At 39.4% G+C, this 13,408-nt stretch carries 11 protein-coding genes and 1 pseudogene; 9 read left to right on the top strand and 3 right to left on the bottom strand.

All coding sequences use genetic code 11. From position 1 onward, the window contains the following. Nucleotides 1-408 (bottom strand): annotated as a pseudogene (locus ACFPQ3_RS10720) (IS110 family transposase); the annotation flags it as partial. Nucleotides 409-1,572: 1,164 nt separating this feature from the next. On the opposite strand from ACFPQ3_RS10720, the gene ACFPQ3_RS10715 reads away from it, so the two are divergent. The 9 genes from ACFPQ3_RS10715 (at nt 1,573) to ulaG (ending at nt 11,810) form a co-directional block, all read left to right on the top strand. Continuing rightward, entirely contained in the window at nt 1,573-3,003 is a 1,431-nt protein-coding gene (locus tag ACFPQ3_RS10715; protein ID WP_156805638.1) for a PTS sugar transporter subunit IIC, read from the top strand. A gap of 57 nt (nt 3,004-3,060) precedes the next feature. After that, on the top strand, nt 3,061-3,339 hold the full coding sequence (locus ACFPQ3_RS10710; protein WP_156805637.1) for a PTS sugar transporter subunit IIB: 279 nt from the start codon (nt 3,061-3,063) through the stop codon (nt 3,337-3,339). A gap of 76 nt (nt 3,340-3,415) precedes the next feature. Next, nucleotides 3,416-3,901 (top strand): PTS sugar transporter subunit IIA, encoded by a 486-nt coding sequence (locus tag ACFPQ3_RS10705; protein ID WP_156805636.1) that lies wholly within the window; start codon nt 3,416-3,418, stop codon nt 3,899-3,901. 30 nt (nt 3,902-3,931) lie between these two features. Further along, complete coding sequence (locus ACFPQ3_RS10700) at nt 3,932-4,597, top strand: 3-keto-L-gulonate-6-phosphate decarboxylase UlaD (RefSeq protein WP_156805635.1); 666 nt, start codon at nt 3,932-3,934, stop codon at nt 4,595-4,597. Between the two features lie 3 nt (nt 4,598-4,600). Continuing rightward, nucleotides 4,601-5,464 (top strand): L-ribulose-5-phosphate 3-epimerase, encoded by an 864-nt coding sequence (locus tag ACFPQ3_RS10695; protein ID WP_156805634.1) that lies wholly within the window; start codon nt 4,601-4,603, stop codon nt 5,462-5,464. Continuing rightward, nucleotides 5,464-6,180 carry an L-ribulose-5-phosphate 4-epimerase gene (locus ACFPQ3_RS10690; RefSeq protein ID WP_156805633.1) on the top strand — a complete coding sequence of 239 codons (717 nt, stop codon included), beginning with the start codon at nt 5,464-5,466 and terminating at the stop codon, nt 6,178-6,180. Before ACFPQ3_RS10695 ends, ACFPQ3_RS10690 begins: the two co-directional genes overlap by 1 nt. A gap of 294 nt (nt 6,181-6,474) precedes the next feature. Beyond that, a complete protein-coding gene (locus tag ACFPQ3_RS10685; RefSeq protein WP_156805632.1) occupies nt 6,475-8,148 on the top strand; it encodes a BglG family transcription antiterminator in 1,674 nt (557 codons plus the stop codon). Between the two features lie 444 nt (nt 8,149-8,592). Next, nucleotides 8,593-10,500 (top strand): transglutaminase domain-containing protein, encoded by a 1,908-nt coding sequence (locus tag ACFPQ3_RS10680; protein ID WP_232323186.1) that lies wholly within the window; start codon nt 8,593-8,595, stop codon nt 10,498-10,500. A gap of 218 nt (nt 10,501-10,718) precedes the next feature. After that, nucleotides 10,719-11,810 (top strand): L-ascorbate 6-phosphate lactonase, encoded by a 1,092-nt coding sequence (ulaG, locus tag ACFPQ3_RS10675; RefSeq protein WP_156805631.1) that lies wholly within the window; start codon nt 10,719-10,721, stop codon nt 11,808-11,810. Between the two features lie 281 nt (nt 11,811-12,091). Here the strand turns inward: ulaG and ACFPQ3_RS10670 are convergent, their stop codons facing one another. Further along, nucleotides 12,092-12,352, bottom strand: coding sequence for a type B 50S ribosomal protein L31 (locus ACFPQ3_RS10670; RefSeq protein WP_156805630.1), 261 nt, complete (start codon nt 12,350-12,352; stop codon nt 12,092-12,094). A gap of 85 nt (nt 12,353-12,437) precedes the next feature. Continuing rightward, nucleotides 12,438-13,370, bottom strand: coding sequence for a DHH family phosphoesterase (locus tag ACFPQ3_RS10665; RefSeq protein WP_156805629.1), 933 nt, complete (start codon nt 13,368-13,370; stop codon nt 12,438-12,440). Nucleotides 13,371-13,408 lie beyond the last annotated feature (38 nt).

Below are 13,408 nucleotides of genomic sequence, written 5' to 3'. Positions count from 1 at the left end.
AACTAGCTTTTCGTAGCTGAGGAGATATTCGGTTAGGATTTCAGCATACAGTCCTACTGGTTGGAGCGACTGAAGCCATTTCACATGCTTCTGAGTCCAGGTCCAGTGACTAGCACTGTTTGTATATCGAAACTCATGGCGAAGACAGAAGGCTAAAATCTGTTGCTTGATTTTCTTGAGATCCAATTGATGGTCTGTCCTCATTCGGATATACTCTTTGACTTGTTCATCCTCTGCCGTTGGAATATGGACGGGACTATAACTTCTAAAAGCCAGAGCCTTAGCGATGGTCGCTGCATCTTTTTTATCGGTTTTAACACGTCTGCGACCTTCAATCATCATAGTTGTTGGTGCCATGACAACACAAGGAATCCCTTGAGCTGCGAGCTGGTGATACAAGGTAAATCCACGAGATATCAACTGGGGGTCTTTACATATTGTCTATAACAGGAATCCCTTGCTGGTTTATTTGTTGGGAAATGTGGTTTTAGCCTCTCAATAAGGGGGCTCAAGTGACTTGGGTTACCTTGAATATTAGTCAAATTATGGCATTTCCGTCTGGCCTTGTTAATTTTTTCTATCTCTGTGTATTGATTGGCATTCGGTACCTTTTATTGAGGGGAGACTAGAGTGCAATTAACTCAGATTTTAGTGAGTTTTCTTTCTAGTTTTTCTTGTAATTATTTGACAATTTGATTGTGTTGCTGCGGGTTCTGTCTGTTAGTCTTTTAGTATTAGTCCATAGGTGTTGCCTTGACTGGTTTTGGTGCATTATTAACGGTTGGTATGAGATTTATTCATACTTTAGCAGAGATAGTCAGACGGGTTGTATCGCCTGTTTGGTTTTGAAAAAATGTATGGGATAGTATTGCGATTACCATGTCAATAGTGATATCATACGGTCTATTTAAGGCGTAAGTAGCAGTTGCTTGGAACAGATAAGTTATATTGTTTATGTTGAAGAAACGGAAAGATAGGAGAATGTTGTAGGAGTATGAAATAAGACGAACAGGATTAGTCACAATCGTTAAGATCTAGGAAACCTTCTGAGGTTGAAAGTGAAAAATGAAGTTGATGAAGTCAGTATCAAAACCTCCTTTGGAATTCTATTACTCCTTGGTAAGCCTGTGTCTTGCCGCCCCCTTCGAGACTAGGAAAAAAGTGTTTTAGCCTTTTATTTTATAGCGTCAAACTGTCTTTACTTTAAAATTTAAGAGGGATGAATATTTTTTCAGTCTATTCGGTTCCTCTCTGCCTTCTAACCTCTTTAGTAGTGTAACAGACTTGGTGCAGTAAAGGTGGTTTAGGGCGCATTTTCTTAAGATGTAGTCTTATTCTTTTTCTAAATTCATTCTATTTGTACCAAATTGTAACATATTTACTGTTTGGGAAGGTGAAGTTTTCTTCAGTTTTTGGTGACGATAAATACTATTTCACAAGGGGATATTGACCGATAAGTACATTTTTGAACACATGATTGTGTATTTCTTGGTCTTTTTTAAAGCGCTTACACAATCTATAATGAAGTTGTAAGTAAACATCATTAATAAATCAAAAAGCGAGGTATATCTCATGGATATCTTACAGGTTGTCTTGCAGTGGTTCTCAACTAATATTTTGCAGAATCCTGCTTTCTTCGTTGGTCTCTTGGTTTTGATAGGATACATTCTTCTAAAAAAACCAGCTCACGAAGTTTTTGCGGGATTTGTAAAAGCTACTGTTGGTTACCTTATTTTGAATGTTGGTGCAGGTGGTTTGGTAACTACTTTCCGTCCAATCCTTGTTGCCCTAGCTAAGAAGTTTAACCTTGAAGCGGCGGTTATTGACCCTTATTTTGGCTTAGCTGCTGCGAATGAAAAATTAACAGAGATGGGCTTTATTGACGTAGCAACGACAGCTCTTTTGATTGGATTTGGGGTTAATATTCTGCTGGTTGCTCTTCGTAAAGTAACTAAGGTTAGAACACTGTTTATTACAGGTCACATTATGGTGCAACAGGCAGCGACGATTTCTGTTTTTGTTCTTCTCCTTATTCCTCAGTTGCAAAATGCAACAGGAGCGTGGGCAGTTGGCATCATCTGTGGGCTTTACTGGGCAGTGAGTTCAAATATGACGGTTGAGGCGACCCAACGTTTGACAGGTGGTGGTGGCTTTGCCATTGGTCACCAGCAACAGTTTGCGATTTGGTTTGTGGATAAAGTTGCTCCAATTTTTGGTAAAAAAGAAGAAAATTTGGATAACTTGAAATTGCCTTCTTTCCTTAATATTTTCCATGATACGGTCGTTGCCTCAGCAACGCTTATGCTGGTATTCTTTGGAGGAATTCTCGCTGTCTTAGGTCCTGAAATTATGTCTAATGCAGAATTGATTGGAGCAGGTGCTTATAACCCGGCGAAATCGTTCTTGATGTATGTGATTCAAACAGCCCTTACTTTCTCAGTTTATCTCTTTATCTTGATGCAAGGGGTTCGCATGTTCGTTGCAGAATTGACAAATGCCTTCCAAGGAATCTCTAGTAAATTGCTTCCAGGGTCATTCCCAGCGGTTGACGTTGCAGCGTCTTACGGTTTTGGCTCATCAAATGCGGTGCTTTCAGGATTTGCCTTCGGTTTGATTGGGCAATTGCTCACCATTGCATTGTTGGTTATTTTCAAAAATCCAGTCTTGATTATTACAGGTTTTGTGCCAGTATTCTTTGACAATGCGGCGATTGCGGTTTATGCGGACAAACGCGGTGGCTGGAAAGCTGCAGTAGCCTTATCATTCTTATCTGGTGTGCTTCAAGTGGCTCTTGGTGCGGTTGCGGTCAGTCTTTTGGGATTGACTGGTGGTTATCACGGAAATATTGATTTGGTGTTGCCTTGGTTGCCATTTGGTTATGCCTTTAAATATCTTGGAGTTGTCGGTTATGGTTTGGTCTGCCTCTTCTTGCTTGCCATCCCACAATTGCAATTTGCCAAAGCAAAAGATAAAGAAGCTTATTACCGTGGAGATGCTCAGTAGAAATCACTAAGAGTATCTGCTCTGCGATGTTACAAATGAAAAATGGAGGAATTCAAAATGGTTAAAGTACTTACAGCGTGTGGAAACGGAATGGGATCGTCAATGGTGATCAAAATGAAGGTGGAAAAGGCTCTTCGTGAACTCGGGGTAACCGATATCCAGTCAGCCTCATGCTCTGTTGGAGAAGCTAAAGGCCTAGCAGCAGGTTATGATATTGTGGTAGCGTCTAATCACTTGATTAAGGAGTTGGAAGGACGTACAAAAGGCCATCTTGTTGGACTTGATAACCTGATGGATGATGTGGAAATCAAAACGAAACTGGGCGAAGTTTTGTAAGCGTTGAAATGGATATAAGGGAGGCTGAGACAGATGTTTCAACCTCCCTAGATTTTATGGAGCAAGGGAGAAAATCATGAATTTAAAGCAGTCATTTATCGAGAATAATTCCATTCGTTTAGGACTGACAGCGGAAACTTGGCAAGAGGCGGTACATTTGGCCTGTGATCCTTTGATTGAAAGCGGTGCGATTAAGGAAGAATATTACGATGCCATTATCGCGTCTACAGAAGAATATGGTCCTTACTATATCTTGATGCCTGGTATGGCGATGCCTCATGCTCAAGCTGGAGCGGGTGTCTCACGTGATTCGTTCTCACTGATTACTTTGACGAAGCCAGTGACGTTTTCAGATGGTAAAGAAGTATCGGTGTTATTGACTTTAGCAGCACAATCAGCAGCTATTCATACTACTGTTGCGATTCCGCAGATTGTTGCTCTCTTTGAGTTGGAAGATTCTATTCAGCGCCTGGTTGCTTGTAAGACACCAGAAGAAGTGCTAGCAATGGTAGAAGAATCCAAAAATAGTCCTTATCTTGAGGGGCTAGATTTAGAGAGTTAAGACGTATAACATTTAGAAGAGGTAACCATTATGACAACACATATTCCAAATTTACAAGTAGCACTTGACCACTCTGATTGGAAAGGGGCTATCAAAGCAGCTGTATCAGTTGGTCATGAAGTTGATATCATTGAAGCAGGGACCGTTTGTCTTCTTCAAGTGGGCTCAGAATTGGTAGAGGTTTTGCGTAATCTCTTCCCAGATAAACTCATTGTCGCTGATACCAAATGTGCGGACGCAGGGGGGACTGTCGCTAAAAATAACGCAGTGCGTGGTGCGGACTGGATGACTTGTATTTGTTGTGCAACCATTCCTACTATGGAAGCGGCGCGTAAGGCTATTGAAGAAATCCGTGGAGACCGTGGGGAAATCCAGATTGAACTCTATGGTGATTGGACTTATGAGCAGGCACAACAATGGCTAGATGCTGGGATTTCACAAGCAATCTATCACCAATCTCGTGATGCCCTCCTTGCTGGTGAAACTTGGGGTGACAAAGACCTTGATAAGGTAAAAAAATTAATTGACATGGGCTTCCGTGTCTCAGTAACAGGTGGTCTTGATGTGGATACCTTGAAACTCTTTGAAGGAGTAGATGTTTTTACCTTTATTGCAGGGCGAGGCATCACTGAAGCAGAGGATCCTGCCGGGGCTGCACGTGCTTTCAAAGATGAAATTCGTCGTATCTGGGGGTAGATTATGGCACGTCCGATTGGTATTTATGAAAAAGCGACACCAAAACATTTTAGTTGGCTAGAGCGTCTTGAATTTGCTAAAGAATTGGGATTTGATTTTGTGGAAATGTCTGTGGATGAATCTGATGACCGTTTGGCACGATTAGACTGGACCAAGGCAGAGCGTTTAGATGTGGTTAAGGCTATTTATGAGACAGGGGTGCGAATTCCAACCATTTGCTTCTCAGGTCACCGTCGCTATCCGTTAGGGTCTAACGATTCTGAAATTGAAGCTAAGTCACTGGAACTCATGAAAAAATGTATCGAATTGGCTCAAGATTTAGGTGTCAGAACCATTCAATTAGCGGGATATGATGTCTATTATGAGAAAAAATCTCCCGAAACACGGGAACGTTTTATTAGAAACCTCCGTAAATCATGCGACTGGGCAGAACAAGCTCAGGTTATGTTAGCCATTGAGATTATGGACGACCCTTTCATGTCCTCTATTGAAAAATACAAGGCTGTGGAAAAGGAGATAGACTCCCCTTATCTCTTTGTTTACCCAGATACGGGAAATGTATCTGCCTGGCACAATGACATTTGGAGTGAGTTTTACTTAGGTCACCGTTCTATTGCAGCTATTCACCTTAAAGATACTCACCCTGTTACGGACACTTCTCAGGGGCAATTCCGTGATGTCCCATTTGGCAAGGGCTGTGTCGACTGGGAAAATATGTTTTCAGTTATTAAAAAGACCAATTACAACGGTCCCTTCTTAATTGAAATGTGGTCAGAAAATTGTGATACGGTTGAAGAAACGCGTGAAGCAATCCGAGAAGCACAAGATTTCCTTTATCCGCTGATGAAGAAAGCTGAGGTAATTTAATGGCAAAAAACCTACAAGAAATGCGCCAACGGGTCTATGAGGCAAACATTGCCCTTCCAGCCCATGGTTTGGTTAAATTCACTTGGGGCAACGTGTCAGAAGTGTGTCGTGAATTGGGACGCATCGTCATCAAACCGTCAGGTGTTGATTATGACAAATTAACCCCTAATAATATGGTCGTGACAGACCTTGATGGGAATGTTGTTGAGGGAGAGCTCAACCCATCATCAGATTTAGCGACACACGTTGCTCTCTACAAGGCTTGGCCAGATATTCAAGCAGTAGTGCACACTCACTCAACTGAAGCGGTTGGCTGGGCGCAAGCTGGTCGTGACATCCCTTTTTATGGTACCACCCATGCAGATTATTTCTATGGTCCTATTCCTTGCGCACGCTCATTGACCGAAGAAGAGGTAAATATGGCCTATGAAAAGGAAACAGGTGCTGTGATTATTGAAGAATTTACCCGTCGCAATCTAGAGCCAGTTGCAGTGCCAGGAATTGTGGTACGCAATCACGGGCCGTTTACCTGGGGAAAAACACCTAATCAGGCAGTTTATCATTCTGTTGTTTTGGAAGAAGTCGCGAAGATGAATCGCTTTACAGAGCAAATCAATCCTCGTGTCGAACCAGCACCGCAGTATATTTTAGACAAACATTACCTACGTAAGCATGGTCCGAATGCCTATTATGGACAAAAAGGAGTGCCGCACTGATAACATTTTTTGAAAAATAAGCACTTAAAAGGCATAGAAACAGCGTTTTAATAACGCATTTCTATGCCTTCAACTGTGTACCAAAAGGAGTTAATCTTTTTGAAAATTGAGTTTTTGTGTATTTTTTAGAGAATTGTTCTACTTCTTTTCACTCTGTTGCGGTAATGTAAAAATAGTTTGAATATTTCCAATAGATTTTGCATACGTTTTCAAAAAGTGTTATAATAGACTCTGGCGATAGGGAATCAGTCAATGACTCTTGCTGCTAACTGGCAATGTTTAGGAAGGAGATCTATGCTTTTACTAGATAAGAGAAGTTATGAATTAGTCCGATACTTATTGAAACTTGAAGAACCTGAGACTGTCATGTCTATTTCAAGAACGTTAGGACAGTCGCGACGTAAAATTTATTATCACCTTGAAAAGGTAAATGAGGCTTTACCAGCAGATATTCCGCCTATAATCTCCTATCCGCGTATTGGAGTCGTTTTAAATGAAGCTCAAAAAACAGCTTGTCGAGAATTATTGTCAGAATTAGATGATTATTCTTATGTCATGAGTCGAAAAGAACGCATGAGGCTTATCATGGCCTATATTGCGCTTTCTCAAGAACGGGTGACCATTGAAAAAATGATGCATCTGACAGATGTCTCACGTAATACGGTTTTAAATGATTTGAATGATATTCGCCAGTATTTGGAGCATGAACCCGTCCAAATTGTGTTAAAGGTCATGAGAAATAAAGGCTATTATTTTTCTGGACATCCTTTGGATAAATTTCGATTTTTTTATGGTCTAGCCCAGCAATTTTTAGATATCAATAATCAGCAACTATGGGGGATTTTAAATTTAAAAAAAGATAGATTTATTGTCTTAGAGCGCTATTTTTCAACAGAAATATTAGATTATTTTAACCTATTTTTTATCAATCTTCAGACTAATATTGGTAAAAAAATTAGCCAGCAAGACAGGCAATTCATCATAAAAACCCTACCCTATTTTCTCTTAAATTATCGCAATATGGAACTTACGGCAGTGGAGAAAGATAGGGTTTTTGATGACTTTAGCCTTATTCGTCAGAGGATAGAATATCGTGTAGCGAAAAAACTTGCCAATCAGTTGACATCAACATTTGAGTTTACTCTGGATGAGATTGAAGTTGGTATTATTGCTCTGCTATTATTGTCTTTTCGTAAGGATAAAGATGCCCATCTGGAAAGTCAAGATTATGACGGAATGCGGCGCACTTTGAATATCTTTTTAGACACTTTAAGTGAGGAAAAAGGGTTATGTTTCAATCGGCGCCAAGAGTTACTGCGTCAGCTTTTGACCCATAGCAAAGCACTCATTTATCGTAAAACATATGGTATTACAACTAAAAATATATTGTTGCCACAATTAAAAGATAGATATGCAATGTTGTTTGAAGCGACACGGGCAACTGTTCCAATTTTAGAAAAAGCGTGGAATATTCACCTTACTGAAGATGATATTGGATTTTTAGCCATCCATCTGGGAGGAGAACTTCAAGTACCAGAAAAATCGTGTCACAAAAGAACTGCCTTGATTATTTGTGATGAAGGTGTCGCTGTTCAAAAATTTTTACTGAGTCAATGTCGGGAATACTTGCCTCGTGTAACGATTGAAGCCATTTTTACAAATGAACAATTTCAAAGTGTTAAAGATTTGGTTATGGTAGATTTCATCGTTTCAACCCTAGACCAAGTAGATACCCAATTGCCGGTTTTGACAGTCCAAGCAGTATTGTCAGATAGTGATATCATTCGTCTTATACGCTTTGGCAAAAAGGTTAATTCCTATGATGATCATAAATTTCACGAAGAACTTGTCCGACTGATTAGTCAGCAATTAACTGAGAGACAAGATGTGCAACGCATCACTTTACAGATTGAAAAATTAGTTTATCAAGAAGTCCTTGAAGAATTAAAGGAAATACAAATATCATAATAACAATTAAGGTTGGGAGAAATCCAACCTGTTTTCGGTTTACAGGGCTATTTGTCGATGCATAGCTTTTTGGGAGAGGGAGGGATAGCATATATGTGTTCATACTAATTCTCCTTTATCACACGACAATTACATGAATAAGATAATTCCAAAACATTTCAGAAGGTCACTGATTTATTCTGAAAAATTGAAACCAGTAATTATAAAGTTAAAATTGAATATTTTGAGGTAATCTTCCGTAGGATATGTATAAATATAATATAAAATAGATAATTTACTATTTTCATAATTTTATCAATAATTAATTTTATTTCTGTATTTTCCATTTTATCATTTACTTGAGTTGTAATAAATGATATAATTTTTAGACACTATCGCAAAAAATGTTCAATTTAATTTATAAGAGAAATTTAATTTTCTTATGGCATTAAGAAGGGAGTATCTATGGCCAAAAAATTTCGTACACTGGCAAGTGTTATTCTGACAACAGCTGGACTAACAACTGTAAGTACAGTAGATGTAAAAGCTGACAGTAGCTATACAGGCAGTTATGCAGCAAATCTTTTAACAACCATTGTTGAAGATGGTTATCCTGCTGAAGAAACGGATGGCTTAGGAGAGACACACACAGAACCAGTAAGACACCGAACGGTAGAAAACCTAGCAGAGGATTATCCGTTTTACGATGTGAGCACGGTATATGATAGCAGTTCAGAACTAATGTCATCAGAATGGGAAGATCCGTATAGTGACTATCGTAATGATTATAATCAGCTAGAGGCTGAGCGGAAACAATTAGTATATAACTATTCTCAGTGGAAAGCCATTAGTAGCGATAGAGAGTTGTCACAAGAATCGCAACAGACTTTAACCGAATTAAAAGCAGAAGTTGATAGTTTGCAGAAACGTGCCTCATCAGCTATTCAGCAGTATCGTACTGAACATGTTGAAAACAATCCCCATATCGAACATTTTGAAGTGCAGGTACAACAGTATCATGACTCACTAAATAAAATAGATGATAGGGGAAATTTCGTCGAGCAACATTATGTTCAGTTACGCGAATTGGACCAGTTAGACGATTCACGACATAAGATGATTCAGCATTGGTATCCTAGTGATGAGACTTACCGATTGATTAATAATAATTTACACACTACAAATGCAAAAATCCGTGTATTAACAGAAGATTTGATTACGTTTATCAATCAGCGGTCATATACCTCCAATGAGAATGTTGCTATTCTTGCCCAATCGGCAGAGCAGATTAAACATAATATTAATGTTATTGAAGAGATGAATCGTGCTGCGACACGGCGTTATACTAATAGCGTCGATTATCGCCATCGCCAAACGAGATCTACTCGTCCGAATACTGATCCTAAGATGCTAACAACATTGGAAAACTTCAAGAATGAAGGGTATAACCTCAAAGATTATCGAAATACTGATTTGATAGCCTATAATCAAGATTTAGCAGATCTCCGTGGAATCAGTGATTTAGATACTTTAAAAGAGCGTACGGATGAAGCGCATCGTCTGCGTACTAAAACGATTAAGTTTACCTTGAAGCAATCGGAAATGGGCGAAGATCTTTCACAAAGGATTAGTCGTTTTATCAAGGAGAACCTTTCAAATACACCAAATGCACGAGGTATTTCAAAAAGTTTCAGCTGGTGGGCTGATGGATTTCAAGGTGTCGATGAAATCACCGTAACCTTGAAACCTGAATATTACATGACAGATGTTCAACATCAGGAATACATGGATCATATTCGTCAATGGACACGACAAAATATTAACGAGACAGATACCGACGTTACCAAAATTGATAAAATTCAAGATTATATCATGACAAATTATCGTTATGCCAATAGTGGCGTGGGTAGTCTAACGCCAACAGGTATCTCAGTGCAGACACCTTATGCATTTTTGAAGGATAATGAAGCGGTATGTCAAGCATATGCGCAACTTTTTAAGGATATGGGACAGTTAGCTGGTTTAGATGTTTATTATATTCAGGGATTTGGAGATCCTCGCATGGGAATGAATAGTCTGCATGCTTGGAATATTGTCAAAGTAGATGGTGCTTTCTATCATGTAGACCTTACATGGAATGACACCATTGATGGAACTAATAAAAATCACACGTATACGCTCCGCGGAAATGACTTTATGAAGCGTACGCATCGTTGGAATGCTGTTTACAATATTTCAAATGAAGACTACCATGGGTATGATCGTAGCTTAAAAATGCCAGAAGCATCACTTCGCCATGATAACGACCGTATCCTTGAACATTACCGTAGTCAAGATTATAGTTACGGACCACGTACTTATTACCAATTCTAGTACTCTTAAAAAGAAAATCTCGTTTTTCTCTGATGTTACCAGAAATTTGGTATCGGAGGAAATGGGGATTTTAGCGTTTTATAAGAGGAATGAAGATGAACAATCAGTCCAACTCTGAACACATAACTGTGTGTTTCTTGGTCTTTGTTGATAACGTTTACAGAGTTATACTAAGAATATAAGAAAATACTAAAATGAATTAGGAGGCGTTCTAAATTATGGTTAAAGTACAAGATATCACACGCGAATCGTGGATTTTATCAACTTTCCCTGAGTGGGGAACTTGGCTCAACGAAGAAATTGAAGAAGAAGTGGTACCGGAAGGTAACTTTGCCATGTGGTGGCTAGGTAACTGTGGCGTATGGATTAAAACACCAGGTGGTGCTAACGTTGTCATGGATCTTTGGGCAAATCGTGGAAAATCAACGAAAAAAGTAAAAGACATGATTTGGGGACACCAAATGGCAAACATGTCAGGGGTACGCAAATTACAGCCGAACCTCCGTGTCCAACCAATGGTCATTGACCCATTTGCCATCAATGAATTAGATTATTACTTAGTATCACATGTTCACTCTGACCACATGGATATCTCAACCTCAGCTGCTATTCTTAACAACCCTAAATTGTCCCATGTTAAATTTGTTGGACCAAGTGGTTGTGCGGATATTTGGAAAAAATGGGGTGTCCCAGAAGAACGTATCCAAGTGGTCAAACCAGGTGACAGCTTTGCTTTTAAAGACATCAAAGTGACAGCGGTAGAGTCATTTGATCGTACCTGCCTTGTGACGCTTCCAATAGAAGGTTATGAAGAAAATGGCAATAGCTTGCGCGGTTTACCAGTGACGGACGATTTGATGGCATCAAAAGCGGTCAACTATATCTTTGAAACGCCTGGTGGAACCATCTATCATGGTGCTGATTCTCACTTCTCAAATTATTTTGCGAAACACGGACGTGATTTCAAGATTGACGTTGCTATTAATAACTATGGTGACAATCCAATCGGTATCCAAGATAAGATGACCTCAATTGATCTATTGCGCATGGCTGAAAATCTTGGAGCCAAAGTTATTATCCCAGTTCACTATGATATCTGGTCAAACTTTATGGCATCAACAGATGAAATCCTTCAACTTTGGAAGATGCGTAAAGAACGTTTACAATATCAGTTCCATCCATTCATTTGGGAAGTTGGTGGAAAATACACTTACCCACTTGATAAGGATCGTATTGAGTACCATCACCCACGTGGATTTGATGATTACTTCTTAGAAGATTCAGATATCCAGTTCAAAGCACTTCTTTAAAAAGAGCTACGTGGATATAGAACAGCTAGAAAAGTCACAGAGAAAACAATGTGTGTTGTATCATCTTAAATCCCTTACACCGTTACGAAACACATCTAATAAGTTAGCTGATAACAGCAAATCCATTAAAGCAAGAACGAAGACAATTGCAGATAAAAGAGGCTAGCAAAAGCTAGCTTTCAACCATAAAAATAAATGGGCATCTCCAACTGCGGAAATGCCCATTTTTTATGTTTAAAAGCCAAGAAAAAAACCTTTCCAATTTGGAAAGGCTACTAGTCTTAGTTCGCAGCGTTTGCGTCTTTGAGACCGTATTTTTTGTTGAATTTGTCCACGCGTCCATCTGCTTGAGTGAATTTTTGACGGCCTGTGTAGAATGGGTGTGAATCTGATGAAATTTCCACACGGATAAGTGGGTAAGTTTCACCTTCAAACTCTACAGTTTCTTTAGAGGCTTTTGTTGAGCCACTAAGGAATTGGTAACCAGTAGTAGTGTCAAGAAAGACAACTGGACGGTATTCTGGATGGATATCTTTTTTCATGTTAATGGTTCCTTTCTGCCATAGTACTTTGCGTACCATAGTTATTAACTTTTTAATTTTATCAAAAATGGCAGAGCTTGACAAGTTATTTAGCTAATAATTCTTTGATTTCTTGATAAATTTGCTCGTTTTCTTCTAAACTATAAGAATTGGCTCCGCTGGCAAGGGGATGTCCACCACCATCATGGCGTTTGGCGATGCCATTGATGATGGCTGTCTTACTGCGGAGACGAACACGATAAGTACCGTCTGATTGTTCGACAAAGATTGCCCAACTTTCAACGCTATCAATTTTGCCAGGTGTGCCAACAATGGCAGAGGTTTCAGCTTCAGTAACCTCAAAGTCTGACATAACTTTCTGAGTTAAGACAACACGCGCAGCCCCATTTTCATCAACAACAAGATGATCAAAGACATAACCTTGAAGCTTAGCAATTTTCATAGGGAAGGAGTCCATGCGACGAGCCATGGCTGAAAAATCAAAGTCATATTCGCGCAACTTAGCAGCAATTTGCATGGTTTTGCTTGTTGTAGCAGGGTATAAAAATCGCCCAGTATCACCTACAATACCATTGTAGAGTACCGAAGCCGCAAAATCAGACAGTTGCAATCCAACGGTTAGGGCAAAATCTGTAATAATCTCGCTAGCAGATGAGGCTGTTGTATCGACATGGACAATATCACCGTAAGCATCTTCGTTAGGATGGTGGTCGATTTTAATGAGGAAGTTGCCTTTTGTATAACGCTCATCATCGATGCGGGGTGTGTTAGCCGTATCTGTAACGATAACCAAGGCATTTTCATAGTCGCTATCAGCCACTTGATCCATCTCCGCAATCCAAGATAGGGTTGGTTCGTTAATGCCAGTAGCTAAAACGTTTTTTTCAGGAAAATTAGTGCGGATAATCTCACGCAGTCCAATTTGAGAACCGATGGCATCAGGATCAGGTCGCTGGTGGCGGTGAATAATAATCGTGTCGTAAGTTTTAATTTTTTCAAGAATACTATTAAATGTCATAACTACCTCTCACATCATTTTCTTCATTATAGCATAAG

It is taken from the genome of Streptococcus caledonicus, from assembly GCF_042656225.1.
In the GTDB taxonomy this organism is placed as follows: Bacteria; Bacillota; Bacilli; order Lactobacillales; family Streptococcaceae; genus Streptococcus; species Streptococcus caledonicus.
The sequence above is the reverse complement of the archived record's forward strand: the minus strand, read 5'-3'. Positions and strand labels throughout refer to the sequence as shown.

Bases quoted from the DNA above. Each gene is read 5' to 3' on its own strand.
- ACFPQ3_RS10715 (WP_156805638.1), top strand. From the start codon at position 1,573: ATGGATATCTTACAGGTTGTCTTGCAGTGGTTCTCAACTAATATTTTG.
- ACFPQ3_RS10710 (WP_156805637.1), top strand. From the start codon at position 3,061: ATGGTTAAAGTACTTACAGCGTGTGGAAACGGAATGGGATCGTCAATG.
- ACFPQ3_RS10705 (WP_156805636.1), top strand. From the start codon at position 3,416: ATGAATTTAAAGCAGTCATTTATCGAGAATAATTCCATTCGTTTAGGA.
- ACFPQ3_RS10700 (WP_156805635.1), top strand. From the start codon at position 3,932: ATGACAACACATATTCCAAATTTACAAGTAGCACTTGACCACTCTGAT.
- ACFPQ3_RS10695 (WP_156805634.1), top strand. From the start codon at position 4,601: ATGGCACGTCCGATTGGTATTTATGAAAAAGCGACACCAAAACATTTT.
- ACFPQ3_RS10690 (WP_156805633.1), top strand. From the start codon at position 5,464: ATGGCAAAAAACCTACAAGAAATGCGCCAACGGGTCTATGAGGCAAAC.
- ACFPQ3_RS10685 (WP_156805632.1), top strand. From the start codon at position 6,475: ATGCTTTTACTAGATAAGAGAAGTTATGAATTAGTCCGATACTTATTG.
- ACFPQ3_RS10680 (WP_232323186.1), top strand. From the start codon at position 8,593: ATGGCCAAAAAATTTCGTACACTGGCAAGTGTTATTCTGACAACAGCT.
- ulaG (WP_156805631.1), top strand. From the start codon at position 10,719: ATGGTTAAAGTACAAGATATCACACGCGAATCGTGGATTTTATCAACT.
- ACFPQ3_RS10670 (WP_156805630.1), bottom strand. From the start codon at position 12,352: ATGAAAAAAGATATCCATCCAGAATACCGTCCAGTTGTCTTTCTTGAC.
- ACFPQ3_RS10665 (WP_156805629.1), bottom strand. From the start codon at position 13,370: ATGACATTTAATAGTATTCTTGAAAAAATTAAAACTTACGACACGATT.